The organism is Polaromonas sp. P4_F9 (genome assembly GCF_056401235.1).
Genome location: NZ_JBFUJT010000008.1, coordinates 115709 through 142193, shown reverse-complemented (window position 1 = coordinate 142193; position 26485 = coordinate 115709). Strand labels below are relative to the sequence as shown.

The following is a 26485-nucleotide window of genomic DNA, read 5'->3' as shown; positions in this document are numbered from 1 at the left end:
TCCGTATTATTTTTAGCCAATCATCCACGCAGCATATCGGCAAAAGCCTTTTTCGCGCGGGTTTGTGACAGGGCCGTTCGCCACCCTGATTCCGCATCTTCAGGGAAAGCGGCGCAGGCCGAAGCGGCCAAAAAAAAAGCCTCCCACCCCTTGCGAGGTGGGAGGCTTGACGCCCGTCAGGGCATCAGGTGCTGTACAGCTTACTCGGTCGCAGCACTGTCGCCGCCGGCATCGGCAGGTGCCGTGGCCGTCACGGCTTCGAGCTCGGCCGCTTCCGCCTCGGCGATGGCACGGCGTTCTGCGTCGTCCATCAGGTCTTTGGCTTTGCGTGCCTCGTGGTAGGCCATGCCGGTACCCGCAGGAATCAGGCGGCCGACGATCACGTTTTCTTTCAGGCCGCGCAACTCGTCGCGCTTGCCCATGATGGCAGCCTCGGTGAGCACGCGGGTGGTTTCCTGGAAGGAAGCCGCGGAAATGAACGAATCGGTCGACAGCGAGGCCTTGGTGATACCGAGCAGCAGGTTGCTGAAGGTTGCAGGGATCTTGCCCTCGGCGCGCAAGGCGTCGTTGGCATCCAGCATGGCCGAGCGTTCAACCTGCTCACCGGAGATGTAGCTGGAGTCGCCCACATTTTCGACGACCACACGGCGCAGCATCTGACGAACAATCACTTCAATGTGCTTGTCGTTGATCTTCACGCCCTGCAAGCGGTAAACGTCCTGCACTTCATCGACGATATAGCGGGCCAGCTCTTCCATGCCCAGCAAACGCAGGATGTCTTGCGGGTCGGCCGGGCCGTCGACAATCGACTCACCCTTGTTCACCACCTGGCCTTCGTGCACGAGAATGTTCTTCTCCTTGGGCACGAGGTCTTCCCAGACTTTGCCGTCCGGATCGGTGATCTGCAGGCGAACCTTGCCTTTGGTCTCTTTACCAAACGACACGGTACCGGTCATCTCGGCCAGCGTACCCTTGTCTTTCGGCGTACGGGCTTCGAACAGCTCGGCCACGCGCGGCAGACCGCCGGTAATGTCGCGGGTCTTCTGGCCTTCGATCGGGATACGGGCCAGCACTTCGCCGGGGCCCACGTCCTGGCCGTCGCGCACCTGAACCAGCGCACCGACCTGGAAGCCGATCGTCACCGAGTGGTCGGTGCCGGGGATCTTGACTTCATTGCCCGTGGCATCAATCAGCTTGACCTGCGGGCGGATCACCTTGGTCGCGCCGCGGCGCTTCGGATCGATCACCACCAGGGTCGACAGACCCGTCACATCGTCAACCTGCTTGGCCACCGTGACGCCTTCTTCCACATTCTCGAACAGCACCTTGCCGGCGAATTCGGTAATGATGGGGCGCGTCAGCGGATCCCAGTTGGCCAGGATGGCGCCAGCCTTGATGGTCTGGTCGGCCTTGACCGTCAGCGTGGCACCGTACGGCACCTTGTGACGCTCACGCTCGCGGCCATGCTCGTCATGAATGACGATCTCGCCGGAACGGGCAATCACCACCAGTTCACCCTTGCCGTTGGTCACATAACGCATCGGGGCATTGAAACCGATCACGCCGTTGGACTTGGCTTCGACGCTGGAAGCAATCGCCGCACGCGATGCAGCACCACCGATGTGGAAGGTCCGCATCGTCAGCTGCGTACCGGGCTCACCAATCGACTGGGCGGCGATGATACCGACCGCTTCACCGATGTTGATCAGGCCACCGCGGCCCAGATCGCGGCCGTAGCACTTGGCGCACAGGCCGAAGCGGGTTTCGCAGGTCAGGGCCGTGCGCACTTTCACTTCGTCGACACCGGCCGCTTCGAGTTCGTCGATCAGGTCTTCGTCCAGCATGGCACCGGCTTTAGCCAGGACCGAGCGGTTCTCAGGGTGCAGCACATCTTCCACCGCGGTGCGGCCGAGGATACGCTCGCGCAGCGATTCGATCACCTCACCACCCTCGACGATGGCGCGCATCAGCGAGCCCTCTTGCGTGCCGCAGTCATCTTCGGTCACCACCAGATCCTGCACCACGTCGCACAGGCGGCGCGTCAGGTAACCGGAGTTGGCCGTTTTCAGCGCGGTGTCAGCCAGACCCTTACGGGCACCGTGGGTGGAGATGAAGTACTCCAGCACGTTCAGGCCTTCGCGGAAGTTGGCGGTAATCGGCGTCTCGATGATGGAGCCGTCAGGCTTGGCCATCAGACCCCGCATACCGGCCACCTGGCGAATCTGCGCGGCAGAACCGCGGGCGCCGGAGTCGGCCATCATGTAGATGGAGTTGAAGGATTCCTGCTCGACTTCCTTGCCATTGCGGTCGATGACCTTCTCTTTCGAGAGCTGGGCCATCATCACCTTGGAGACTTCGTCGCCGGATTTGCCCCAGATGTCGACCACCTTGTTGTAGCGCTCGCCGGACGTCACCAGACCCGAGACATACTGCTGCTCGATCTCTTTGACTTCCTTCTGGGCACGCGCGATGATGTCGTGCTTTTCCTTGGGCACCAGCATGTCGTCGATACAGATGGAAATGCCGGCCTTGGTCGCCAGGCGAAAGCCCGACTGCAGCAGCTTGTCGGCAAACACCACCGTCTCTTTCAGGCCGCACTTGCGGAAAGACACGTTGATCAGCTTGGAGATTTCCTTTTTCTTCAACGCCTTGTTGATGTTGGAGAAAGGCAGGCCCTTGGGCAGGATTTCAGACAGCAGCGCACGGCCGCCGGTGGTTTCCCACAGCTTGGTCGACGGGATGAACTCGCCGGTTTCCTTGTTCTTGGTCCATTCGGTCAGGCGCACGCTGATGCGGGCGTTCAGGTCAAGCTCGCCCGCGTCAAACGCGCGACGGACTTCGCCGGTGTCCGAGAACACCAGGCCTTCGCCCTTGCCGTTGGTACGGTCGCGGGTGGTGTAGTACAGGCCCAGCACCACGTCTTGCGACGGAACGATGGAAGGCTCGCCGTTGGCAGGGAACAGGATGTTGTTCGAGGCCAGCATCAGCGTGCGGGCTTCCATCTGCGCTTCCACCGACAGCGGCACGTGAACGGCCATCTGGTCACCGTCGAAGTCGGCGTTGAARGCCGWGCAGACGAGCGGRTGCAGCTGGATSGCCTTGCCTTCGAYCAGGATGGGTTCAAAGGCCTGGATACCGAGACGGTGCAGCGTAGGCGCACGGTTCAGCATCACGGGGTGTTCCTTGATGACCTCTTCCAGGATGTCCCACACCACCGGCGTGCCGGATTCGACTTCCTTCTTGGCCGCCTTGATGGTGGTCGCGATGCCCATGGCTTCGAGGCGCGAGAAGATGAACGGCTTGAACAGCTCGAGTGCCATCAGCTTGGGCAAGCCGCACTGGTGCAGCTTGAGCGTCGGGCCCACAGTGATCACGGAACGGCCGGAGTAGTCGACGCGCTTGCCCAGCAAGTTCTGGCGGAAACGGCCCGACTTGCCCTTGATCATGTCGGCCAGCGACTTCAGCGCGCGCTTGTTGGCGCCCGTCATGGCCTTGCCACGGCGGCCGTTGTCCAGCAGCGAGTCGACCGCTTCCTGCAGCATGCGCTTTTCATTGCGGGCAATGATCTCGGGAGCCTTGAGCTCCAGCAGACGGCGCAGACGGCTGTTGCGGTTGATGACGCGGCGATACAGGTCGTTCAGGTCGGAGGTCGCAAAGCGGCCGCCGTCCAGTGGCACCAGCGGACGCAGGTCCGGCGGCAGCACAGGCAGCACGTCCAGCACCATCCACTCGGGCTTGATGCCGGACTTCTTGAACGCTTCCATCAATTTCAAACGCTTGGCGTTTTTCTTGATCTTGATTTCGGAACCGGTCAGGTCGTTGCGCAGCTTGTCGATCTCGATGTCGAGATCCAGGCCTTCGAGCAGGTCCTTGATGCCTTCGGCGCCCATCTTGGCGACGTATTCATCGCCGTATTCCTTGCGCTTGGCGTCGTAGTCGTCTTCCGACATGATGCTGAATTTCTTCAGCGGAGTCATGCCGGGGTCGGTCACCACGTAGGCTTCAAAATACAGCACGCGTTCGATGTCGCGCAGCGTCATGTCGAGCACCAGGCCCAGACGCGACGGCAGCGACTTCAGGAACCAGATGTGCGCGCAGGGAGCGGCCAGGTCGATGTGACCCATGCGCTCGCGGCGAACCTTGGTCTGCGTGACTTCAACGCCGCACTTCTCGCAGATGACACCGCGGTGCTTGAGGCGCTTGTACTTGCCGCACAGGCATTCGTAGTCCTTGATGGGGCCAAAGATCTTGGCGCAAAAAAGACCGTCGCGCTCTGGCTTGAAGGTGCGGTAGTTGATGGTTTCAGGCTTCTTGACTTCGCCGAAAGACCACGAACGGATCTTTTCGGGCGAGGCCATGCCGATCTTGATGGCATCGAAATGCTCATCCGGCGTGAATTGCTTGAACAGGTCGAGTAATGATTTCATGAGTTAAATCCTTTTCTTTCCTGTAATTAGCTGCGTTCCAGCTCGATATCGATGCCGAGCGAACGAATCTCCTTGACCAGCACGTTGAACGACTCGGGCATGCCTGCCGTGATCGCGTGCTCGCCCTTGACGATGCTCTCGTACACCTTGGTACGGCCCTGCACGTCGTCGGACTTGACGGTGAGCATTTCCTGCAGCGTGTAGGAAGCGCCATAGGCTTCCAGCGCCCAGACCTCCATCTCGCCGAAACGCTGGCCACCAAACTGCGCCTTGCCGCCCAGCGGCTGCTGGGTAACCAGGGAGTACGGTCCGGTTGAACGTGCGTGCATCTTGTCGTCCACCAGGTGGTGAAGTTTCAGCACGTGCATGTAGCCGACCGTCGTCGTGCGCTCGAACTGGTCGCCCGTGCGCCCGTCATACAGCTGAGCCTGGGTACGCGTCGCCGTCAGGCCCTTGGCCTTGGCGATGTCGTCCGGATAGGCCAGCTTCAGCATGGTCATGATGTCCTCTTCCGAGGCACCATCAAACACCGGCGTTGCAAAGGGAACACCCGTTGCCAGGTTGCTCGCCATCTCGAGCACATCGGTATCCGACAGATTGGACAGGTCCTCGATGCGGCCCGACTTGTTGTACAGGGTGTCCATGAACTTGCGCAGCTCGGCCACCTTGGCTTCGGCTTGCAGCATGTCGCCAATGCGCTGGCCCAGGCCCTTGGCAGCCCAGCCCAGATGCACCTCGAGCACCTGACCGACGTTCATGCGCGAAGGCACGCCCAGCGGGTTGAGCACGATGTCGCACGGCGTGCCGTCGGCCATGTAGGGCATGTCTTCGACCGGAACGATCTTGGACACCACACCCTTGTTGCCGTGGCGGCCGGCCATCTTGTCGCCGGGTTGCAGGCGGCGCTTGACGGCCAGGTAAACCTTGACCATCTTGAGCACGCCGGCCGGCAGTTCGTCGCCCTGCGTGAGCTTCTTGCGCTTCTCTTCGAAAGCCAGGTCGAAGCTGTGGCGCGTCTGCTCCATGGCGTTCTTGATGCTTTCCAGCTGCGAAGCCACTTCGTCATCCGCCGGGCGGATGTCGAACCAGTGGTACTTCTCGACGTCGGCCAGGTAGGCCTTGTCGATCTTGGTGCCTTTGGCCAGCTTTTTCGGGCCGCCGTTGGCAACCTTGCCGTTGAGGAGCTTTTCGATGCGGTCAAATGCATCGGCTTCCACAATGCGCAGCTGGTCGTTCAGGTCCAGACGGAAACGCTTGAGCTCGTCGTCAATGATCTGCTGGGCACGCTTGTCGCGCACAATGCCTTCGCGGGTGAAGACCTGCACGTCGATCACGGTACCCTGCGAGCCCTGGCTCACGCGCAGCGAGGTGTCTTTCACATCGCTGGCTTTCTCGCCGAAGATGGCGCGCAGCAGTTTTTCTTCCGGCGTCAGCGTGGTCTCGCCTTTTGGCGTGACCTTGCCCACCAGCGTGTCACCCGGCTGGACTTCAGCGCCGACATAAATAATGCCGGATTCGTCGAGGCGGTTGAGCTGCTGCTCGGACAGGTTCGGGATGTCGCGGGTGATCTCTTCGGAGCCCAGCTTGGTGTCGCGCGCCATCACCACGAGTTCTTCGATGTGAATCGAGGTGTAGCGGTCTTCGGCCACCACGCGCTCGGAAATCAGGATCGAATCCTCGAAGTTGTAGCCGTTCCAGGGCATGAACGCCACCAGCATGTTCTGGCCCAGGGCCAGTTCGCCGATGTCCGTCGAGGCACCGTCGGCGATCACGTCGCCCTTGGCCAGCTTGTCGCCGATCTTGACGATCGGGCGCTGATGGATGTTGGTGTTCTGGTTGGAACGCTGGTACTTGATCAGGTTGTAGATGTCCACACCGACTTCGCCGGCGAGGGCTTCCGCATCATTGACACGCACCACGATGCGGGTGGCATCGACGTAATCGACCACCCCGCCGCGATTGGCCGTCACCACGGTGCCGGAGTCCACTGCAGACACGCGCTCGATGCCGGTACCGACAAAGGCCTTTTCAGGGCGCAGCACAGGCACGGCCTGACGCTGCATGTTSGMGCCCATCAGMGCGCGGTTGGCGTCATCGTGCTCAAGGAAGGGCACGAGCGAGGCAGCCACCGAGACGATCTGCGCGGGCGACACGTCCATGTACTGGATGCGCTCTGCGCCGACCAGCACGGATTCACCGTTCTCGCGGGCCGATACCAGGTCGCCGGTCAGTGTACCGGACTCATCGAGCAGGGCATTGGCCTGGGCAATGACGTACTTGCCTTCTTCAATGGCCGACAGGTAGTCGATCTGGTCGGTGATCTTGCTGTCCACCACACGGCGATACGGTGTTTCGATGAAACCATATTCGTTGAGGCGGGCATACAGGGCCAGCGAGTTGATCAGGCCGATGTTCGGACCTTCAGGCGTCTCAATCGGGCAGACGCGGCCATAGTGGGTCACGTGCACGTCACGCACTTCGAAGCCGGCACGCTCGCGGGTCAAGCCACCGGGGCCAAGGGCCGAAACACGGCGCTTGTGGGTGATCTCGGACAGCGGGTTGGTCTGGTCCATGAACTGCGACAGCTGGGACGCACCGAAGAATTCCTTCAGCGCGGCGGAAATCGGCTTGCTGTTGATCAGGTCATGCGGCATCAGCGGCTCTTGCTCCGCCTGGCCCAGACGCTCTTTCACGGCTTTTTCGATACGTGCCAGGCCGGTGCGGTACTGGTTTTCCGCGAGTTCGCCGACACAGCGCACACGGCGGTTGCCGAGGTGGTCAATGTCATCGACCTCGCCGTTGCCGTTGCGCAGGTCCACCAGGATCTTGACGACCGCGAGGATGTCCTCGTTGGTCATGACCATGGGGCCGGTAGAGTCGTCACGGCCCACGCGGGCATTGAACTTCATGCGGCCGACCTTGGACAGGTCGTAGGTGTCCGGGTTGTAGAACAGGCGCTGGAACAGGGCCTGCACAGCGTCTTCCGTCGGTGGCTCGCCGGGACGCATCATGCGGTAGATCGCCACGCGGGCCGCAAACTCGTCAGCCGTTTCATCGGCGCGCAGGGTTTGCGAAATGTAGGCACCCTGGTCGAGTTCGTTGGTGTACAGCACCTGCAGGTCCTGCACGCCGGCCAGGCGCAGTTTTTTCAGCAGCGCTTCGGTCAGCTCGTCGTTGGCCTTGGCGATGATCTCGCCGGTTTCAGCGTCGACGATGTTCTTGGCGACCACACGGCCCACCAGGAAGTCTTCAGGTACGCTGATGGTGGTGGTGCCGCTTTGCTCCAGCTCGCGGGTGTGGCGAACCGTGATGCGCTTGTCTTTGGCGACAACGACCTTGCCGCTCTTGTCGGTGATGTCGAAACGGGCCACTTCGCCGCGCATGCGCTCGGCGACAAATTCCATCTGCGCGCCGCTGTCCATCAGGCGGAAGTTGTCGAACACGAAGAAGTTCGCGAGGATGGACTCCGGGTTCAGGCCGATGGCCTTGAGCAGGATCGTGACCGGCATCTTGCGGCGGCGGTCGACACGGAAATACAGCACGTCTTTCGGGTCGAACTCGAAGTCGAGCCAGGAGCCGCGGTAAGGAATGATGCGGGCCGAAAACAGCAGCTTGCCCGAGCTGTGGGTCTTGCCCTTGTCGTGCTCGAAGAACACGCCGGGGGAGCGGTGCAGCTGGGACACGATCACGCGCTCGGTTCCGTTGATGACGAAAGAGCCCTTGTCGGTCATGAGCGGCACTTCGCCCATGTAGACCTCCTGCTCCTTGACTTCCTTGACGACCTTGGACTGCGATGTGGATGACTCGCGGTCATAGATGATCAGCTGGACTTTGGCGCGGACGGCCGAGGCAAAGGTCAATCCACGGGTCTGGCATTCGCGCACGTCGAAGGCGGGCTTGGCCAGGTTGTACTCGATGAACTTCATCTCGACAAAACCGTTGTGCGAGACGATGGGGAATGCGTTTTCAAACGCTGCCTGCAGACCTTCTACGGTGCGCTTCTGGGGCGCACGATCGGCTTGCAGGAACGCCGTGTACGCGTCTTTCTGCATTTGCAGCAAATAGGGAACAGTCAACACGCTCTCGCGGTTGCCGAAGCTTTTGCGGATGCGTTTGCGTTCGGTATAGGAATAGGCCATGAGTTCTCCGCTTTGATGGGCTCTGGCGACTCTCGTGCCCGAATACACCACGTATTCAGGCAGGCTTGGTGGTTGGCCACTACCAACCATGGCGGACGGTGACGCATTGCACGTCACCCGGACCAAGGCGTTTTCTGCAGTCGGGATTCAGAAAACACTGGAAAAAGGACTGATCTCAATCATTTTTCCAGTGTTTCTACAAAACACTGGACAGGCTGCAGGCCTGTCAGGGTTCGAAGAACACTGGAAAAAAGACTGAGTCAATCTCTTTTCCAGTGCCTCTACGGTCACACCGAAAAGGGCTTTAACCTGTTTCAGTGCACCGGGAGCACCGCAAAAACAGCTTTTTTGCTGGCCTTGCGGCGTACTCCTGGAAACACGAAAGGCTGGAAGCCCAATGAGGTCTTCCAGCCTTTGCAAACACAAGCAATTACTTGAGTTCGACTTTCGCGCCAGCGTCTTCGAGCTTCTTCTTGGCGGCGTCTGCGTCGGCCTTGGGTGCGGCTTCCTTGACGTTCTTCGGAGCGCCGTCCACCAGGTCCTTGGCTTCTTTCAGGCCCAGACCGGTGATTTCGCGAACCGCTTTAATCACGGACACCTTGTTGGCGCCAGCTTCGAGCAGCACGACGTTGAACTCGGTCTTCTCTTCAGCAGCAGCAGCGGCACCGCCACCACCAGCAGCAGCGGGAGCGGCCATGGCGGCAGCGCTCACACCAAATTTCTCTTCGATGGCTTTCACCAGGTCGTTGAGTTCGAGGACCGTCATGCTATCCAGCGCGGTCAAAAATGCGTCTTTATCGAATGCCATTTTGATTTCCTAAAAAAGTTGGGTACAAATTACGCTGCTACAGCTTCTGCTGGCGCTGGGGTTTCGGCTTCGCCGCCACCCTTTTTCGCCGCCAGCGCGCCCAGCACAACGGCCGTACGCGAGATGGGCGACATCAGCAAGCCACACAACTGGGCCAGCAACACTTCCTTGGAAGGAATGTTGGCCAGTTGCTTCACGCCGTTCACGTCCAGGGATTTGCCAGCAAATGCACCACCGCGAATCACCAGCTTGTCGTTGGTTTTCGCGAAGTCAGCCACTACTTTCGCAGCAGCCACAGCATCTGTGGAAAAGCCGTAGATCAGCGGTCCGGTCATCTGGTCGGACACGACTTCAAATGCGCTACCTGCCACGGCACGGCGAGCCAGGGTGTTCTTCAGAACACTCAGGTTCACGCCTTTGTCGCGGGCTTGGCTGCGCAGCTTGGTCATGTCAGCGACCGTGATGCCACGGTATTCCGCCATCACGAGCGTTTGAGCTTTAGCGGCGAGGCCAGTCACTTCATCAATGACGGCTTGTTTCTCACTGCGGTTGAGACTCAAGGTCTACTCCTTAAAAATGTGCTTCCGGGTTTCCAGCTTGCGCTGTCGGCCGTTCAGCACGCTCATATTCAGCGACCAACTGTTTCAGATTCTTTTCAAACCATCTGCAGCGGGACCGCCATCTGCGTTGGCTGTCTTTCGATTAAGTGCCGGCCTTACAGCTGACACACCAACGGTCTTGGATGACCTGCCGGAGCCCGAAGACGCCGGCAGCCCACCACATTGAACCGCCCTTGCGGGCTGCTCAAATTTTTGCGATTACGCTGCGATGGTTTGCGTGTCGACGCGAACGCCCACACCCATCGTTGACGAAACCGCGACTTTCTTCAAATACACGCCTTTGCTCGAAGCAGGCTTGGCCTTCTGCAGCGCATCGATCAATGCAGCCAGGTTGCCTTGCAGCTTGGCGGTATCAAACGAACGGCGGCCAATGGTGCCGTGCACGATACCGGCCTTGTCGACACGAAACTGGACCTGGCCGGCTTTCGCGTTTTTCACGGCGGTCGCCACATCCGGCGTCACGGTGCCAACCTTGGGGTTGGGCATCAGGCCGCGCGGGCCCAGGATCTGGCCCAGCGTACCCACGATGCGCATCGCGTCGGGGGAGGCAATCACCACGTCGAAATCCATCTTGCCGGCCTTGATTTCGGCAGCAAGGTCGTCCATGCCGACGATGTCGGCACCGGCGGCCTTGGCTTCTTCAGCCTTGGCGCCCTGGGCGAACACGGCAACGCGCTTGGTTTTGCCGGTGCCATTGGGCAGCACGACAGCGCCGCGAACGACCTGGTCGGATTTCTTGGCATCAATGCCGAGCTGCACCGCCACGTCGATGGATTCATCGAACTTGGCGACGGCGAACTCTTTCACGAGACCGATGGCGTCGGACAGGGCGTACAGCTTGTTGCTGTCAATCTTGTCGCCGATGGTTTTCTGGCGTTTGGTCAGCTTGCTCATACAACACCCTCCACCGTCACACCCATGGAACGGGCGGAACCGGCAATAGTACGGACGGCAGCGTCGAGATCGGCAGCCGTCATGTCTTTCATCTTGGTCTTGGCAATTTCTTCCAGCTGGGCGCGGGTGATCTTGCCAACTTTCGCGGTGTGCGGCGTGGCAGAGCCCTTGTCGAGCTTGATGGCTTTCTTGATCAGCGTGACAGCCGGAGGCGTCTTGATGATGAAGGTGAAGCTCTTGTCTGCATACGCGGTGATCACCACGGGCAATGGCAGGCCCGGCTCAACACCCTGGGTCTGGGCATTGAATGCCTTGCAGAATTCCATGATGTTCAAGCCGCGCTGACCCAGTGCCGGGCCAATCGGGGGGGACGGATTGGCCTTGCCAGCTGGTACTTGCAGCTTGACGAAGCCGACGATTTTTTTCGCCATACTTTTCTCCTTGCGGGTCATAACGCCCGGACACTGTTAAAAACAGGCCCAGGCTCCCCGGGGGTTACACAACTCAATCAAGGTTCCGAAGAACCCTCCGCGCCGAGTTGCAAAGCGCAGGATTTCTAGACGCCGACCGAAAGTTACGTCTTTTCGATCTGGCTGAATTCCAGCTCAACCGGTGTGGCACGACCGAAAATCGTGACCGACACACGCACCTTGTTCTTGTCGTAGTTGACCTCTTCCACCGTGCCATTGAAGTCGGTGAACGGGCCATCCTTGACGCGGACATATTCGCCCGTTTCAAATTCAACCTTGTGGCGCGGCTTCTCGGTGCCGACCTGCATCTGGCTGACGATCTTCTGGACGTCTTCCTCGGAAATCGGGGCCGGACGGTTCTTGGCGCCGCCGACAAAACCGGTGACCTTGTTGGTGTGCTTCACCAGGTGCCAGGTCTCGTCATCCATGACCATTTCGACCAGCACATAGCCCGGAAAGAAGCGGCGCTCTGTGGTTTTCTTCTGGCCGTTCTTGATCTCGACCACTTCTTCAGTGGGCACCAGGAAACGGCCGAACTTGGCCTGCATGCCGGCGCGATTGATACGCTCCAGAATGTTGCGCTCGACCGCCTTTTCCATACCGGAATAGGCATGCACGACATACCACTGCATGCCGGGGGTCGGCGTGAGGGACGTACCCGCCGCCACTTCGCTGACTACCGTGCCGTTCATATCGCTCATCATCTTTTCCATCCCAGGATCAGGTCGTAAAACACCCATTCGAGCGTTTTGTCAGTCAACCACAAAAACAACGCCATCACCACCACGAAGCCGAACACGTAGGCCGTCATCTGAATGGCCTCCTTGCGGGCCGGCCAGACGACTTTTTTGACTTCGCGCCAGGAATCACGCCCAAAGGCCACAAACTGCTTGCCGGGCTCCGAGGTCAGAAACACCACTACCGCCGCAACCAGACCTGCGACCAGAGCACCCCACTGGGCGACCTGACCCTGCTTGCTCAACAGGTAAAAACCCGCCAGCGACGCCAGCACCAGGGCGACGGCCAAGCCCAGCTTGGCTTTGTCGGCGGTGGTGCTAACGGTTTCAACTTGAGAAGAGGCCATGGTTGCCGGATTTCCTGTTCAATCTTCATGCATCTTTGCAGACGCTTAAGCCCACCGGGAGTTTTTGACTCCTGGCGGGCCTTGTTTGCTATCTTTTCAAACCACCTGCGGCTTCACATCTCTACGCATCAGCCGGGTGGCAGGGGCAGTAGGAATCGAACCTACAACCTTCGGTTTTGGAGACCGACGCTCTGCCAATTGAGCTATACCCCTCCATCAAACCTTCAAAACTCAGGCAATGATCTTGGCCACGACGCCGGCGCCGACGGTCTTGCCGCCTTCGCGGATGGCAAAGCGCAGACCTTCTTCCATGGCGATCGGGTTGATCAGCTTGACGGTGATCGACACGTTGTCGCCGGGCATGACCATTTCCTTGCCTTCTGGCAACTCGATCGCACCGGTCACATCCGTCGTGCGGAAGTAGAACTGGGGGCGGTAGTTGTTGAAGAAGGGCGTGTGGCGGCCGCCYTCGTCCTTGCTCAGCACGTAGATCTCGCCGGTGAAGTGCGTGTGTGGCTTGATCGAGCCGGGCTTGCACAGCACCTGGCCGCGCTGCACGTCTTCGCGCTTGGTGCCGCGCAGCAAAATACCGACGTTGTCGCCGGCCTGRCCCTGGTCGAGCAGCTTGCGGAACATCTCGACGCCGGTGCAGGTGGTYTTTTGCGTRTCGGCAATACCGACGATCTCGATCTCTTCGCCGACCTTGATCACACCGCGCTCGACACGGCCGGTCACGACGGTGCCGCGGCCGGAGATGGAGAACACGTCTTCCACGGGCATCAGGAAGGCGCCGTCCACTGCRCGCTCGGGCAGGGGGATGTAGGTGTCCAGGGCTTCGGCCAGCTTCATGATGGCYTCTTCACCCAGGGGACCCTTGTCGCCTTCCATGGCGAGCTTGGCGGAGCCGTGGATGATGGGGGTCTTGTCGCCGGGGAAGTCGTACTTGTCGAGCAGTTCGCGCACTTCCATCTCGACGAGTTCGAGCAGTTCGGCGTCGTCGACCATGTCGCACTTGTTCAGGAACACGATGATGTAAGGCACGCCGACCTGGCGGGCCAGCAGGATGTGCTCGCGGGTCTGGGGCATGGGGCCGTCAGCGGCGGAGCACACCAAAATGGCGCCGTCCATCTGGGCCGCGCCGGTGATCATGTTTTTGACGTAGTCGGCGTGGCCGGGGCAGTCGACGTGGGCGTAGTGGCGGTTCGCCGTCTCGTACTCGACGTGGGCGGTGTTGATGGTGATGCCGCGGGCCTTTTCTTCGGGGGCCGCGTCAATCTGGTCGTAACCTTTGGCTTCGCCGCCGAACTTGGATGCCAGCACAGTCGTGATCGCCGCCGTCAGGGTCGTCTTGCCATGGTCCACGTGGCCAATCGTGCCGACGTTGACGTGCGGCTTGGTCCGCTCAAATTTGCCTTTTGCCATTTTTCTCTCCAGATAAAGAACATGCCCGTGTACGGTTTAACGTCTGCACTGTGTTGCTGATTCACTTCGCACGGGTACAAAGTGGCACACAATCGCAGACAGGAAAATGTGGCGCCGGCCCCCAGGAGGCCGGCACCGGTTTTGCTTACTTGGCGCGCGCAGCCATGATGGCTTCCGACACGTTGCGCGGTGCTTCAGAGTAGTGCTTGAACTCCATGGAGTACGTTGCACGGCCCTGCGACATCGAACGCAGCGTCGTCGAATAACCGAACATTTCGGACAGGGGCACTTCGGCCTTGATGGCCTTGCCGCCACCAACCATGTCTTCCATGCCCTGCACCATGCCGCGGCGTGAAGACAGATCGCCCATCACGTTGCCGGCGTAGTCTTCAGGCGTTTCCACTTCCACGGCCATCATGGGCTCCAGAATCACCGGGCCGGCCTTGCGGCAGCCTTCCTTGAAACCGAAGATGGCGGCCATCTTGAAGGCCAGTTCGTTCGAGTCCACATCGTGGTACGAACCGAAGTGCAGCGTGACCTTGACGTCGACCACCGGGTAACCGGCCAGCACGCCGGACGTGACGGCTTCGTTAATGCCCTTTTCCACCGCAGGGATGTATTCGCGAGGAACCACACCACCCTTGATGGCGTCGATGAATTCGATGCCCTTGCCGGCTTCATTGGGTTCGATCTTGAGCACAACGTGGCCGTACTGGCCCTTACCGCCGGACTGGCGCACGAACTTGCCTTCCGCGTCTTCCACGGTCTTGCGGATGGTTTCGCGGTAAGCCACTTGCGGCTTACCCACGTTGGCTTCCACGCCGAATTCGCGCTTCATGCGGTCCACGATGATTTCCAGGTGCAGCTCGCCCATACCGGCAATCAGGGTCTGACCGGACTCTTCGTCGGTCTTGACGCGGAAAGACGGATCTTCCTGGGCCAGGCGTTGCAGGGCGATGCCCATTTTTTCCTGGTCGGCCTTGGTCTTGGGTTCCACGGCCTGCGTAATCACGGGCTCAGGGAACACCATGCGCTCGAGCATGACGATGGCATCGGGATCGCACAGGGTTTCACCCGTAGTCACGTCTTTAAGGCCCACGCAGGCGGCGATGTCGCCGGCGCGGATTTCGCTGACTTCTTCACGGTTGTTCGCGTGCATCTGCACGATACGGCCGATACGCTCTTTCTTGCCCTTGATCGGGTTATAAACGCTGTCGCCCTTTTTCAGGACGCCGGAGTAAACGCGCACGAAAGTGAGCTGGCCCACAAACGGGTCAGTCATCAGCTTGAATGCAAGCGCAGAGAATTTCTCTTCGTCGTCAGCCTTGCGGGTGACGGGCGCTTCATCTTCGTCCATGCCCTTGACGGGAGGAATGTCGATCGGCGACGGCATGAATTCAATCACGGCGTCCAGCATGCGCTGCACGCCTTTGTTCTTGAACGCGGAGCCGCAGTACATCGGCTGGATTTCGCTGGCAATGGTACGGGTGCGGATGCCCAGCTTGATTTCAGCTTCGCTCAAATCACCTTCTTCAAGGTATTTGTTCATCAGTTCTTCGGACGACTCGGCAGCAGCCTCAACCATCTTCTCGCGCCATTCCTTGGCCAGCTCGACCAGCTCGGCGGGGATTTCGCTGTAGGTGAACTTCATGCCTTGCGAGGCTTCGTCCCAGATGATGGCCTTCATTTTCAGCAGGTCGACCACGCCGGTGAAGTTTTCTTCAGCACCAATGGGGATCACCATGGGCACAGGGCTGGCCTTCAGGCGCAGTTTCATCTGCTCGACGACCTTGAAGAAGTTCGCGCCGGTGCGGTCCATCTTGTTGACGAACGCGAGGCGGGGAACCTTGTATTTGTTGGCCTGGCGCCAGACGGTTTCAGACTGGGGCTGAACGCCGCCCACTGCGCAGTACACCATGCAGGCGCCGTCGAGCACGCGCATGGAACGCTCCACCTCGATGGTGAAGTCCACGTGGCCAGGGGTGTCGATGATGTTGATGCGGTGCTCAGGCAGGGACGTGTCCATGCCCTTCCAGAAGCAGGTGGTGGCAGCGGAAGTGATCGTGATGCCACGCTCCTGCTCCTGCTCCATCCAGTCCATGGTGGCGGCGCCGTCGTGCACTTCACCAATCTTGTGGTTCACACCGGTGTAAAAGAGAATCCGCTCGGTGGTCGTGGTCTTGCCGGCATCAATGTGCGCGGAAATGCCGATGTTGCGGTAGTTTTGAATGGGGGTAGCGCGGGACATAAATTACTTTCAGTTCGGGTTGACGAACAAAGACTCGTTGCCAAAAACAGCTCTCATTGTTTTTGAAGCATCTGCCGGCTGTGGCGTCGTACGCCCAGCTGGCAGAAATTGGGGTTGAACCGCCAAGAATCAAGGTGATGACCACCTTGAGACCGCCCGGCAACCCGTCAAATCAATGCAGCAAACACTGCAATCGGAACTTAGAAGCGGAAGTGGCTGAACGCCTTGTTAGCTTCTGCCATGCGGTGAACTTCGTCACGCTTCTTCATGGCGCCGCCACGGCCTTCGGTCGCCTCCATCAGCTCATTGGCCAGACGCAGGGACATGGACTTCTCGCCGCGCTTCTTGGCGGCTTCCTTCAGCCAGCGCATGGCCAGGGCCATACGGCGGACGGGACGCACTTCAACCGGCACCTGGTAGTTGGCGCCGCCGACACGGCGGGATTTCACCTCAACCATGGGCTTGATGTTGCCGATGGCCATATGGAAAGCCTCCAGCGGATCTTTGCCGGGGTTCTTTTTCTCGATAAAGTCGAGCGCGCCATAAATGATGCGCTCTGCGACGGCCTTCTTGCCGCCCTGCATGATCACGTTCATGAATTTGGCGAGATCAACATCGCCAAATTTTGGATCAGGAAGAATTTCACGTTTAGGGACTTCGCGACGACGTGGCATTTTTTCACCTCTTTGCTTCAGTTGGCGCCGCCTCTTAAGGCAACACCGCGAGAGTTATCAAACCCTCACTTACTCGACCGGCGCAACCAATTTGCACTTGGGTCACTTCGTTTCAAACACCTGCCAGGGCGAGTGAAACACCTGTTTCGAAGGAACTATCACAGACTTCTGTGACAACTTCTTCTGGCGCGAGCTCTCAGTAAAGAGAAAAACCCGAGCCGGTTTGGCTTATTTGGCCTTTGGCTTCTTCGCACCGTACTTGGAACGCGACTGCTTGCGGTCTTTCACGCCTTGCAGGTCGAGCGAGCCACGAACGATGTGGTAACGCACACCAGGCAAGTCCTTGACACGACCGCCGCGAACCAGCACCACGCTGTGTTCCTGCAGGTTGTGGCCTTCGCCGCCGATGTAGGAAATGATTTCAAACCCGTTGGTCAGGCGCACCTTGGCGACCTTACGCAGAGCGGAGTTTGGCTTTTTAGGCGTCGTGGTGTACACACGGGTGCACACACCGCGGCGCTGCGGAGAATTCTCCATCGCAGGGCTCTTGGACTTGATCTTTTCGACCTCGCGCCCCTGACGGACTAACTGATTGATGGTTGGCATTGAAAAACGTCCCTAAACGTCTGAAAACTAATTACCGCGGTTGATGCGCGGCCACAAATATTTCCCGCTGCAAAAGCGGAAAAGCCTTCTAGTATAAACCGGATAGTGAAAACGCTCAAGCAAAACGCGGCCAGCGCCGCAATGATGGCGTCCGCCTGCCATGAGATCACCGCTCCCGACGGCGGATTTCAGACCGTAAGGCGAACGACCTTAAGCAATAGTGTTAGCGCACACTTTCAAAAAAGTATGCGCCAACATTGAATTCTTCACTCTAGGTTTTCCGAAGACCTGGCGCATCAGATGCGACGGCTTACTTGATCCAGAGGCGGATGGAGTCCCAGGCGCGCCCGAGAATGCCCGCCTCTTCCACGGCCTCCAGCGCCACCAGCGGCACCTCGGCCACCGGCGTGGGGTTCTCACCCAGCATGACCTTGAGGACTCCCAGCTGCTGGCTCTTCACAAAAGGCGCCACCAAAGGATCGGGCCTGGCGACCTGGGTTTTCACCTTGGGAGCGCTGCCAGCCGCCACGGCGACCACAATGGCTTCGGGTCGGCCCAGCTTCACGGTAGAACTCTTGCCTTTCCAGACCGAAGGCGCGACCACTGCCTGCCCCGCGTCGAAGAGCTTGACCGCCTCAAAGGCGGTGTAGCCCCAGTTCAGCAGTTTTTGCGACTCGTTGGCGCGGGCGCTGTCGCTGGACGTGCCCAGCACGATGGCCAGCAGGCGACGGCCACCGGGGGCGCCGCCGGCGCCCAGATTCGGGAAGTCGCGCCTGGCCGTGGCGATCATGCAGTAACCCGCTGCCTCGGTGTGGCCGGTTTTCAGGCCGTCCACGGTGGGATCCCGGAACAGCAGGGTGTTGCGGTTGGTGTCATTGGCCGCAGGCGTGCCGGGATAGCGGTACTTCTTGATCGCTGAATAGCCGATGTAGTCGGGGAAATCACGCATCAGTCGGGTCGCCAGGATACTCAGGTCGCGTGCCGTGGTGGTGTGCCCCGGCTCGGTCAGGCCTTCCGGGTTTTTATAGGCCGTGGATTTCATGCCCAGGGCCTTGGCCTGCTCGTTCATGAGCCGCACAAAGTGCTCAGCCGTTCCGCCCACGCCTTCGGCGAGCGCCATCGTGGCATCGTTGCCCGACTGCACCACCATGCCCTTGATCAGGTCTTCCACCGGCACCTGCATTTTGGGGTCGATGAACATGCGGGAGCCCGGCATCTTCCAGGCCCGCTCGCTCACGCCGAAGGTTTGCTTGAGGTCGATTTTTTTGGATTTGAGCGCGTCAAACACCAGGTACTCGGTCATGAGCTTGGTCAGCGAGGCCGGCTCGATCGGGGAATCAATGTCTTTGGCCGCCAGGATCTGGTTCGCCGTCATATCCAGCAGCAAATACGAACGCGCGGCGATCTCGGGCACTTGGGGGGCTTGAGCGCGCGCGGCGGGAAGGAAAAAGGAGGCAACCAGGAGCAGGGTGGCGGCGGCGCCGCGCAGGCCGCCTGGAGCCTTGAGTGAACAGTACATGTCGGGAAACTCGTTAAGGGGAAGGAAAAAAGGGGGAGGAATGGGAGAAAGGGAAGCGAGAAACCGCAAAGGATCCGAAAAGCTCAGAGCGCGGGCGAAGCCAGGTGGCGGATCACCAGATTTTTCAGCAGCGGCAATTGTCCATGAAAGAAATGGCCGCCTCCGGGCACAACCGTAACAGGAAGTGCCTGTGGGCGCGCCCAATCCAGCACGGCGGGCAGCAGCACGGTGTCGTCCTGCTCGCCATGGACCACCAGCGTCTTCAGGTGCGCGGCCGCGTCAATCGGCGCGGCCGGCGCCCGGCTGACGCTGGTGCCGACCAGCACGAGTTTTTCAATAGCGCGAACCGGGTTGAGGCGGGCAAAGGCATGCGTGGTGACAAAAGCGCCAAAGGAAAACCCGGCCAGTGCCAGCGCGCTCCCACCCCCGCCGGCGTCGCCATTCGCCATGGGCGACACATGTTCCACGACGGCCAGCAGGTCGTCGAGCTCGCCCCGGCCCTCGTCATGGCTGCCGGCGCTGCCGCCCACGCCCCGGAAGTTGAAGCGCACGGCCGTCCAGCCGCAGTGAAGAAAGGCTCGCGCCAGGGTCTGCACCACCTTGTTGTCCATCGTGCCGCCGAACAGCGGGTGCGGATGGGCAATGATGGCCATGCCCCGGGAAATGCCGGCGGGTGCGTCCAGCGCAATTTCCAGGGCGCCGGCCGGACCCTGGATGCTTGATTTGCGGGTGTGGGAATTCACGGGAAAACTTTCTGTTCAGTTGAGACGCCACAAAAAGAGGATCGACCTGTCCGTCCTGTACCGGGCCCGAAGCGCCGCACCGGCTCGCCCAGCCTCACCTCAACGACCCAGATGCGCGGGCGTCAGCAGGCGCTCCACCACCTTGCCATTCTTGAGGTGGGACTCGACGATCTCATCGATATCGTCGGCATCCACATAGCTGTACCAGACCGCTTCGGGATAAACCACCGCCACCGGGCCGCCGGCACAGCGGTCCAGGCAGCCGGCCTTGTTGACGCGCACTTTGCCCGGCCCCGCCAGTCCGGCCGCCTTCACCTGTGACTTGCAACGGTCAAAACCTTCCTGCGCGCGGTGATTGGCGCAGCAGTCTTCGCCAGGGGCGCGCTGGTTCAGGCAAAAGAAAATATGCCGCTCGTAATAGGAGTCGGCCTTGGCGGCCGCCGGGGCGACGTCTGGGGAAATGGATGGGGTCATGGACCGATTTTACTTTTCACCCGGCGGCGGGTGTTCGGGGCTGGAAAGCCGCACCAGCACATACAGCATGACCGCATAGGGCCACAGCCAGCCCAGCCACTGAACCAGGCCGTGAAAACGGATAAAGCGGCCCTGCTCCCAGGTTTGCAGGGTCTGGGCGAAATAGGGATCGGCAGGCGCCTGGTTCAGCAGCCCCAGCTGGATCGCCAGCGCCAGCAGGGCAACGGCTGCAGCGCCACGGCGCGGCACGGCCAGCAGCATCACGGCCAGCACGGTTGCGAGCGCCACACCCGCCTGCACCGGCACATCCAGCCAGGCCCAGGCATGCTCGGGCCCATAGCTGAGGGCCGCCGACAACGCCGAGGCGGCCACGCCGGTCGCCAGCATCGCCGCCGCGAAGGCCAGGCGCTGCCACAGCGTACGGATGACGCTGTAGCCCAGCAGGCAGGGAATCAGCGCGCCGAGCGCCACGCACACCAGTTCGGCAAGCGGGACCAGCGGCTGCAGCTCCACATCCCGCACCGGCATCCACTCCAGGAAGGGGGAGTCCATCAGGGCTTCGGCGAGCGCAGACTCCAGCCGCTCGAAAACCTGGCCCAGCCCCAGGGGCACCGCCGCCGGAAACAGCAACGCGGGCGGCCACAACAGCAGCAGCACCAGCGCGCCACTTGCATCCTGGGCAAACCAGCGCCCCCTGAAGCGGCTCCAGCGATCCACCAGGCCGGTTTTCTCCAGCACCCATGCGCAGCAGGCGCCCAGCAAGGCACCCAGCGTATTGAGGGCCAGATCCACGTTGGAAGCGATGCGCGATGGCAGGTAGCTTTGCAGCGTTTCCATGGTCAGCGACAGCAGCGCCGCCATCAGAACCGCCGCGCAGACCGACCACCCGGCGCGCCGGCTGCCGAACGTCGACAACACCGACAGCGTCAGCAGCAACCCCAGCGGCGCATAGCCCAGCAGGTTGGCACCGACATCGAAACCGGTCCAGTAGCGCGGCAACGGCGCCGTCAGAAACCGCAGCGGCGAGATGCCCTGGTCGCGCCAGTCGGCAAACGGATAAAGGCTTGCGTAAACAATCAGGCAGATGGCTACCAGTGCCAGCGGCCAGGCGGTGGTTCTGGGCGCACCCCCGACGTTCTCACTTCGCTGCGCTTCGTGTAGTGCCGCCCCCCCTTGCAGGGGGCGACGCATGGCATCCGGCAAAGCCGGCCTGCCCGCGTCTGCTGGTGTGTCCGGTTGTGTCACGATGGTGCTGGTTGGGATGAACTGTTTCTAAAAAGGCTTGACGACGACCAGGATCACTGCGGCCAGCAGCAGCAGCACGGGGACTTCGTTGAACCAGCGAAACCATTGGTGGCTGCGTGTATTGCGATTGGCCACGAACTTGGCCAGCAGGCGGCCGCAGGCGTGGTGGTAGCCGATCACCAGCACCACCACAGCCAGCTTGGCGTGCATCCAGCCGCTGCCCGGGCCGCGTCCAATGCCGTAGCCGAGGTACAGCCACAGGCCGAAGCCCAGGGCCGGAACCGCCAGGATGGTGGTGAAACGCATCAGCTTGCGCGCCATCAGGATCAGCCGCTCGCGCTCCGCCACGCTTGCCGGCGGCACCATAGCCAAGTTTACAAAAATGCGCGGCAGGTAAAAAAGCCCCGCAAACCAGCTGGCAACAAAAACGATGTGAAGTGATTTGACCCAGAGCATCCGGGGGAGTGTAGCCCCCACGTTTGTAGCCCCCACGCTTTTCACTTCGCGTAATGCGCTGCCCCCCGAGGGGGCCGCTGCGCCTGCGGTCTGGCGAAGCCAGTCCCGCAGCCCCTACTGGTTTAAAAACCCGCCCAGCAGTTGAGACCGCTTTCGCTTTTCCCTTTGCGTGATGGGGGGTTCGCCCCGAGCGGGCAAAAAAATGCCCGGCTGGCACAAGGCCAACCGGGCTGGTAAGCCTTTTTGCTGTCACACGCAAAGGCCCCGCTCAGGGAGGAAAAGCGGGATGCAGCTTCCAAACTGGTAACCACACGCGTGGATTCTAACCACCCCGGACAGGCCTTGGCAATGGGCGTTTGGACAGAATCCTGCAATTTCAGGCCGAAACAAAGCGGACCGCCAAAGCCTGCGGGGCAAATAATTCGTGGCCGGGACGAAGCTTTGGCACAATTTGGCCATGACCCTGCACGCTTCCAACTTCGCCCCCTTCCCCATCGGCCGGCCCCGGCGCCTGCGCCGCGACAGCTTCACCCGCAACCTGGTCCGCGAAAACGTCCTCAGCGCGCACGACCTGATTTATCCGGTCTTCGTCACCGACGGCAGCCAGCGCCGCGAACCCATCGCCTCGATGCCGGGCGTGGAGCGGCTCAGCCTGGATTTGCTGCTGCCGGTGGCCGAAGAGTGCGTCAAACTGGGCATACCGGTCATGGCGCTGTTTCCGGTGATCGACGGCTCCTTGAAGACCCCCGACGGGCGGGAAGCCTTGAACCCCGAGGGGCTGGTGCCGCGAGTGGTGCGCGAGCTGAAGAAGCGGTTTCCCGAACTGGGCGTGATGACCGACGTGGCGCTCGACCCCTTCACCAGCCACGGGCAGGATGGCCTGCCCGACCCGACCGGCTACATCCTGAATGATGAAACCATCGAGGTCCTGGTCGGGCAGGCGCTGACCCAGGCCGAAGCCGGTGTGGACATCGTGGCGCCCAGCGACATGATGGATGGCCGGATCGGCGCGATCCGCCAGGCGCTGGAAGCCAGAAAACTCATCCATACCCGCATCATGGCCTACAGCGCCAAATACGCCAGTGCCTTTTACGGCCCCTTTCGCGACGCGGTCGGCTCCGCCGGCAACCTGGGCAAGGCCGACAAAAAGGTCTACCAGATGGACCCGGGCAACAGCGACGAGGCGCTGCGCGAGGTGGCCATGGACATTGCCGAAGGCGCCGACATGGTGATGGTCAAGCCCGGCATGCCCTATCTGGACATCGTGCGGCGCGTGAAGGACGAATTTCAGGTACCCACCTTCGCCTACCAGGTCAGCGGCGAGTACGCCATGCTCAAGGCCGCCGCCCAGAACGGCTGGCTGGACCACGACGCGGTGATGATGGAAAGCCTGCTGGCCTTCAAGCGGGCAGGCGCCGACGGCGTGCTGACCTACTTCGCAATAGACGCCGCCAGGCAGTTGCGGCAGGCCTGAGAGCGCCGTTCTGCCTTTCTGCCTTTCCGCCTTGCCGCGCCGCCCGGGGTTACGATCAAAAAGTAGCCTGGTACAGCCAGCCGGCAAGGGCTACAGGCCAATTTGATACTCAACTGCAGGGGTTTCAGCGTCCATGCGTGTTTTCAATATTTCCTCCGGCACCCAGGGCATTGTCGAAACCGATGCCCTGCCCGCCCAGCTGCCCGCGCAGGGCTTTGTCTGGATCGCCTGTGCGCGGCGCGAGTTCGAGGTGCTGCAAGCGCAAATCCAGGCCTGCCTGCAGACCCTGTGCGGCACGCAGCTGGTGGACCTGCATGTCAGCGACCTGCTGAACAACCAGCTGCCTTCGCATTACGACTACACCTCGCAATACGACGTTCTGGTGTTTCGCCGGCTGGCTACCGGCCAGACGGAAACCGATCTGGCGCAACCCGGGCAGCCGCTGCACCAGAGCCGCAAGCGCGGCGGCCCGCCTATCCTGCAGCGCATCGACACCAGCCCGGTCGGCTTTGCAGTGTTTGACCGTGTGCTGCTGACCGTGCATCCCGCTGACTGCGCGGTGCGCGAGGCCTACGCCCAGAAATTGCTCAATGCCACCTCATCCGAATCACGCGATGCCGGTGTCAGGTTGCCGGCCAGCCCGGCAGACCTGATGCTGCGCATCGTCAACCACATCGTGGACGGCTACCTCGCCTTGCGGCGCGAGCTGACACGGCAGCTTGACCATTGGCAAAACGAACTGCTCAACCCCCACACCAGGTTCAACAACTGGAGCGCGCTGATGGAGGCGCGCCTGGCGATGCACCAGCTCGACGAGATTTGTGAAGACCAGCGGGCGGCGACCCAGGACTGGATCGATTCGGTTGAAACCTGGCCCGAGGGCACCACGCCCGCCGCGCAGCGCGAACGCGAGCTGCTCAAGGTGCGCTCCCGCGATGTGCTCGAACACATCGAGCGCGTCGTGCACCATGTCCGCCGTATGGAGCAAAGCGCGGAGACCGCCGTGCAAATGCATTTCAATGCGCAAAGCCACCGCACCAACGACATCATGCGGACCCTGACGGCGCTGACGGCCATCTTCCTGCCGCTGAACCTGATCACCGGATTTTTCGGCATGAACTTCGAGTTCCTGCCCATCATCCATTCATCGTCAGGGTTTTGGTGGACCCTTGCCGTCATGGTGCTCATTGTGGCGGTGGTGGCGGCCGTGTTCTGGCGCAAACGTTACCTGGCCAGGACCAGCCACTAGCACACGCCTCCCGAAGGAAACCACGGACCCCGAAAAGCTGATTGCCCAGATCGATCAGGCGCAGCAAAACGACCCCGCAGCGCAGACGCTGAATGGCCAGACAACTGGCTAAACCCAGGGCTGGGCCAGGCCTTCGGCGGCAAACGCCCGGATCACGGCAGGGCGCGCCAGTACACGTTGCAGATACGGCCCCAGATGGGTACGGTTGCGGGCCGGCGACGAGGCGAAGTTGCGCGTCCAGCGGCACAGCATCATCGCGTAGATGTCCACCGCCGAGAAATCCGCCCCGAGCAGCCAGGGCTTGGCATGGCTTGCTTCAAGCCGCGCCAGCTCGGCATCCAGCTGGTCCAGCATCAGGCCAACCTTGGCCTCGGCATGCGCCTTCAGCTCCGCAACGCCGGCGCTGTTGCCTTCATCCATCCAGCGCTCGGTATAAAAATAAATGATCAGCGTGGCCTGCAGGGTGTTGGTGAGCCACATCAGCCATTTGTAAAAGTGTGCGCGCTCGGCGCTTCCCAGCGCCGGCGCCAGGCCGGCCTGCGGATGGGTGTCGCACAGGTGCAGGCAGATCGCGGCGGATTCGTAGAGCACCAGGTCGCCATCGGCCAGCGCCGGCACCAGGCCATTGGGATTGATCCGGCGATAGGTCTCGCTGCGGTGCGCACCCGTGGAGGTGTCGACCAGGATTTTCTCGAACGGCACGCCCAGCTCTTCAAGTAGGATATGCGGCGCCATGGCGGCGGAACTGGGGGAGTAATAAAGCTGGATCATCTGGGGTATTGTGCCCCCACGCTTGTCACTTCGTGTACTGCGCTGCCCCCCAGGGGGGCGCTGCGCCTGCGGCCCGGCTAAGCCGGTTCCGCGGCCCCTGCTGGAGGGTACGGGGAGGTCCAGGGGTGGTTTTACTTTGCTGCGATGCCAAAAATCCCGGCCGCATTGCCCCAGGCAATCTTGCGCGCCACGTCGGCGGGCAGGTCGCCCAGCCAGACTCTGTACCCTTTCATCAGGTCGTCGTAATACAGCCAGCGCTGGTTGACCCAGGTGTCCGATCCGATCATGAAGTGGCCGGGATATTTGAGCAGCAGCGCGCGCCACTCGGCGCACAGTTTCCCGTCCTCACAAACCAGACCCGGGCGGTATGACAGCTCACCCATGAGCTGCGGGTATTTGGCCAGCAGTTCATCCACCCGCGCCACGGGCGGGCCGCCAATGCCGGTATGCGCCCAGATCAGCCGGGCTTCGGGTGCGTGGGCCATCAGCAGGTCAATCGCCGTGTCGTCCACATGCGCAAGAACCGCCAGCTGATGTTTCGCAGCAAACTGCATGAGCTTTCTGGCCACCGGCCCGTTGGTCTCCTTTGCGTTGGCGCTGTCATACAAATGGAATTCGCCAATGCCCTTGTAAGGTCCGGCCTGGTCGCCCGAAACACCGCGGGCAAATTCCGCCTGCACCATCTCGTAAATCGATTCATCGCGGAACCAGTTGTCGTAGTCGGCGCGGTTGCGGTAAAGGCGGATGAAGGGCACGACCGTGACACCGGCCTGCCGGGTCTGCTCCAGCGAGGCCAGCGCCCGGGTGCCGTCATTGGGCCGGGAGTTGGCCACGATGGCCTTCACGCCGTTGCGCTTCATGCGGGCCAGCACATCGGCCGGGCCGTGCGGACCGCTACACGAAGCCCCCACGCTTGTCGCTTCGCGTGCCTTCGGCGTTGCGCTGCCCCTTTCATGAGAAAACGGTGCTGAACTTGCTTGGGGCGGCCCGGCGCTGCGTTCCCGGCAGTTCCAGGCTTCCTCGTTGTAATGCAGGTGGGCATCAAACAGCGGGCCGGCATAGTCAGCGGCCTGGCCGGGGGCACCGAGCGCTATCAAGGCAATCGCTGCACACACCCGTCTCACATGGGCTGCAAGCCACATCGGCCTGAAACCCGCCGTCG

General features: G+C 61.1%; 22 protein-coding genes and 1 tRNA gene. 3 read left to right on the top strand and 20 right to left on the bottom strand.

Annotated features, from left to right (window positions below):
- Positions 1-200: 200 nt before the first annotated feature.
- Together rpoC and rpoB are read right to left on the bottom strand one after the other, a co-directional pair.
- Positions 201-4427, bottom strand: a complete 4227-nt coding sequence (gene rpoC, locus AC1DUB_RS09405; RefSeq protein WP_477729331.1) for a DNA-directed RNA polymerase subunit beta' — start codon at positions 4425-4427, stop codon at positions 201-203.
- Positions 4428-4453: 26 nt separating this feature from the next.
- A complete protein-coding gene (gene rpoB, locus AC1DUB_RS09400; protein ID WP_477729330.1) occupies positions 4454-8566 on the bottom strand; it encodes a DNA-directed RNA polymerase subunit beta in 4113 nt (1370 codons plus the stop codon).
- Between the two features lie 34 nt (positions 8567-8600).
- On the opposite strand from rpoB, the gene AC1DUB_RS09395 reads away from it, so the two are divergent.
- Entirely contained in the window at positions 8601-8825 is a 225-nt protein-coding gene (locus AC1DUB_RS09395) for a hypothetical protein (protein ID WP_477729329.1), read from the top strand.
- 171 nt (positions 8826-8996) lie between these two features.
- On the opposite strand, the gene rplL is transcribed toward AC1DUB_RS09395, so the two are convergent.
- The 16 genes from rplL to AC1DUB_RS09315 all read right to left on the bottom strand — a co-directional run bounded on the left by rplL (position 8997) and on the right by AC1DUB_RS09315 (position 21829).
- Positions 8997-9374: a 50S ribosomal protein L7/L12 gene (gene rplL / locus AC1DUB_RS09390; RefSeq protein WP_011485319.1), complete on the bottom strand. Its 378-nt coding sequence runs from the start codon at positions 9372-9374 to the stop codon at positions 8997-8999.
- Positions 9375-9403: 29 nt separating this feature from the next.
- Positions 9404-9934 (bottom strand): 50S ribosomal protein L10, encoded by a 531-nt coding sequence (gene rplJ, locus AC1DUB_RS09385; RefSeq protein WP_477719233.1) that lies wholly within the window; start codon positions 9932-9934, stop codon positions 9404-9406.
- Positions 9935-10192: 258 nt separating this feature from the next.
- Positions 10193-10888, bottom strand: coding sequence for a 50S ribosomal protein L1 (gene rplA / locus AC1DUB_RS09380; RefSeq protein WP_011485321.1), 696 nt, complete (start codon positions 10886-10888; stop codon positions 10193-10195).
- A complete protein-coding gene (gene rplK / locus AC1DUB_RS09375; RefSeq protein ID WP_011485322.1) occupies positions 10885-11319 on the bottom strand; it encodes a 50S ribosomal protein L11 in 435 nt (144 codons plus the stop codon). The genes rplA and rplK overlap by 4 nt, the downstream gene beginning before the upstream one ends.
- Before the next feature lie 143 nt (positions 11320-11462).
- The gene (gene nusG, locus AC1DUB_RS09370) at positions 11463-12050 is read right to left on the bottom strand and encodes a transcription termination/antitermination protein NusG (protein ID WP_086003130.1); all 588 of its coding nucleotides are present in this window, start codon (positions 12048-12050) and stop codon (positions 11463-11465) included.
- Positions 12051-12058: 8 nt separating this feature from the next.
- The gene (secE, locus tag AC1DUB_RS09365) at positions 12059-12442 is read right to left on the bottom strand and encodes a preprotein translocase subunit SecE (RefSeq protein WP_011485324.1); all 384 of its coding nucleotides are present in this window, start codon (positions 12440-12442) and stop codon (positions 12059-12061) included.
- A 137-nt stretch (positions 12443-12579) separates the two neighbouring features.
- Positions 12580-12655 (bottom strand) — tRNA-Trp (locus AC1DUB_RS09360).
- Positions 12656-12673: 18 nt separating this feature from the next.
- Positions 12674-13864 (bottom strand): elongation factor Tu, encoded by a 1191-nt coding sequence (gene tuf / locus AC1DUB_RS09355; RefSeq protein WP_436155802.1) that lies wholly within the window; start codon positions 13862-13864, stop codon positions 12674-12676.
- Positions 13865-14009: 145 nt separating this feature from the next.
- The gene (fusA, locus tag AC1DUB_RS09350) at positions 14010-16112 is read right to left on the bottom strand and encodes an elongation factor G (protein ID WP_477720166.1); all 2103 of its coding nucleotides are present in this window, start codon (positions 16110-16112) and stop codon (positions 14010-14012) included.
- A gap of 200 nt (positions 16113-16312) precedes the next feature.
- Complete coding sequence (gene rpsG / locus AC1DUB_RS09345) at positions 16313-16786, bottom strand: 30S ribosomal protein S7 (protein ID WP_011481226.1); 474 nt, start codon at positions 16784-16786, stop codon at positions 16313-16315.
- A 228-nt stretch (positions 16787-17014) separates the two neighbouring features.
- The gene (gene rpsL / locus AC1DUB_RS09340; RefSeq protein WP_092130055.1) at positions 17015-17392 is read right to left on the bottom strand and encodes a 30S ribosomal protein S12; all 378 of its coding nucleotides are present in this window, start codon (positions 17390-17392) and stop codon (positions 17015-17017) included.
- Positions 17393-17702: 310 nt separating this feature from the next.
- Positions 17703-18911, bottom strand: a complete 1209-nt coding sequence (locus AC1DUB_RS09335; protein WP_477729328.1) for a D-alanyl-D-alanine carboxypeptidase family protein — start codon at positions 18909-18911, stop codon at positions 17703-17705.
- Between the two features lie 83 nt (positions 18912-18994).
- The gene (locus AC1DUB_RS09330; RefSeq protein ID WP_477729327.1) at positions 18995-19654 is read right to left on the bottom strand and encodes an alpha/beta hydrolase; all 660 of its coding nucleotides are present in this window, start codon (positions 19652-19654) and stop codon (positions 18995-18997) included.
- Between the two features lie 99 nt (positions 19655-19753).
- Entirely contained in the window at positions 19754-20128 is a 375-nt protein-coding gene (locus AC1DUB_RS09325) for a (2Fe-2S) ferredoxin domain-containing protein (protein ID WP_477721713.1), read from the bottom strand.
- A gap of 9 nt (positions 20129-20137) precedes the next feature.
- Positions 20138-21319 carry a VanZ family protein gene (locus AC1DUB_RS09320; protein WP_477729326.1) on the bottom strand — a complete coding sequence of 394 codons (1182 nt, stop codon included), beginning with the start codon at positions 21317-21319 and terminating at the stop codon, positions 20138-20140.
- A gap of 81 nt (positions 21320-21400) precedes the next feature.
- Positions 21401-21829 (bottom strand): CopD family protein, encoded by a 429-nt coding sequence (locus AC1DUB_RS09315; protein ID WP_477721711.1) that lies wholly within the window; start codon positions 21827-21829, stop codon positions 21401-21403.
- Positions 21830-22286: 457 nt separating this feature from the next.
- Here AC1DUB_RS09315 and hemB point away from each other — a divergent pair, with 457 nt between their 5' ends.
- Together hemB and AC1DUB_RS09305 are read left to right on the top strand one after the other, a co-directional pair.
- Entirely contained in the window at positions 22287-23303 is a 1017-nt protein-coding gene (gene hemB / locus AC1DUB_RS09310) for a porphobilinogen synthase (RefSeq protein WP_477729325.1), read from the top strand.
- A gap of 133 nt (positions 23304-23436) precedes the next feature.
- On the top strand, positions 23437-24552 hold the full coding sequence (locus tag AC1DUB_RS09305) for a magnesium transporter CorA family protein (RefSeq protein WP_477729324.1): 1116 nt from the start codon (positions 23437-23439) through the stop codon (positions 24550-24552).
- A gap of 108 nt (positions 24553-24660) precedes the next feature.
- Here AC1DUB_RS09305 and AC1DUB_RS09300 read toward each other — a convergent pair whose 3' ends face one another.
- Positions 24661-25323 (bottom strand): glutathione S-transferase family protein, encoded by a 663-nt coding sequence (locus AC1DUB_RS09300; protein WP_477729323.1) that lies wholly within the window; start codon positions 25321-25323, stop codon positions 24661-24663.
- Between the two features lie 131 nt (positions 25324-25454).
- On the bottom strand, positions 25455-26465 hold the full coding sequence (locus AC1DUB_RS09295; protein WP_477729368.1) for an amidohydrolase family protein: 1011 nt from the start codon (positions 26463-26465) through the stop codon (positions 25455-25457).
- Positions 26466-26485: the final 20 nt, after the last annotated feature.

Bases quoted from the DNA above. Each gene is read 5' to 3' on its own strand.
- hemB (WP_477729325.1), top strand. From the start codon at position 22,287: ATGACCCTGCACGCTTCCAACTTCGCCCCCTTCCCCATCGGCCGGCCC.
- AC1DUB_RS09305 (WP_477729324.1), top strand. From the start codon at position 23,437: ATGCGTGTTTTCAATATTTCCTCCGGCACCCAGGGCATTGTCGAAACC.
- AC1DUB_RS09315 (WP_477721711.1), bottom strand. From the start codon at position 21,829: ATGCTCTGGGTCAAATCACTTCACATCGTTTTTGTTGCCAGCTGGTTT.
- rplA (WP_011485321.1), bottom strand. From the start codon at position 10,888: ATGAGCAAGCTGACCAAACGCCAGAAAACCATCGGCGACAAGATTGAC.
- AC1DUB_RS09335 (WP_477729328.1), bottom strand. From the start codon at position 18,911: ATGTACTGTTCACTCAAGGCTCCAGGCGGCCTGCGCGGCGCCGCCGCC.
- rplL (WP_011485319.1), bottom strand. From the start codon at position 9,374: ATGGCATTCGATAAAGACGCATTTTTGACCGCGCTGGATAGCATGACG.
- secE (WP_011485324.1), bottom strand. From the start codon at position 12,442: ATGGCCTCTTCTCAAGTTGAAACCGTTAGCACCACCGCCGACAAAGCC.
- rpsL (WP_092130055.1), bottom strand. From the start codon at position 17,392: ATGCCAACCATCAATCAGTTAGTCCGTCAGGGGCGCGAGGTCGAAAAG.
- AC1DUB_RS09300 (WP_477729323.1), bottom strand. From the start codon at position 25,323: ATGATCCAGCTTTATTACTCCCCCAGTTCCGCCGCCATGGCGCCGCAT.
- nusG (WP_086003130.1), bottom strand. From the start codon at position 12,050: ATGAACGGCACGGTAGTCAGCGAAGTGGCGGCGGGTACGTCCCTCACG.
- rpsG (WP_011481226.1), bottom strand. From the start codon at position 16,786: ATGCCACGTCGTCGCGAAGTCCCTAAACGTGAAATTCTTCCTGATCCA.
- AC1DUB_RS09295 (WP_477729368.1), bottom strand. From the start codon at position 26,465: ATGTGGCTTGCAGCCCATGTGAGACGGGTGTGTGCAGCGATTGCCTTG.
- fusA (WP_477720166.1), bottom strand. From the start codon at position 16,112: ATGTCCCGCGCTACCCCCATTCAAAACTACCGCAACATCGGCATTTCC.
- AC1DUB_RS09325 (WP_477721713.1), bottom strand. From the start codon at position 20,128: ATGACCCCATCCATTTCCCCAGACGTCGCCCCGGCGGCCGCCAAGGCC.
- rplK (WP_011485322.1), bottom strand. From the start codon at position 11,319: ATGGCGAAAAAAATCGTCGGCTTCGTCAAGCTGCAAGTACCAGCTGGC.
- AC1DUB_RS09320 (WP_477729326.1), bottom strand. From the start codon at position 21,319: ATGCGTCGCCCCCTGCAAGGGGGGGCGGCACTACACGAAGCGCAGCGA.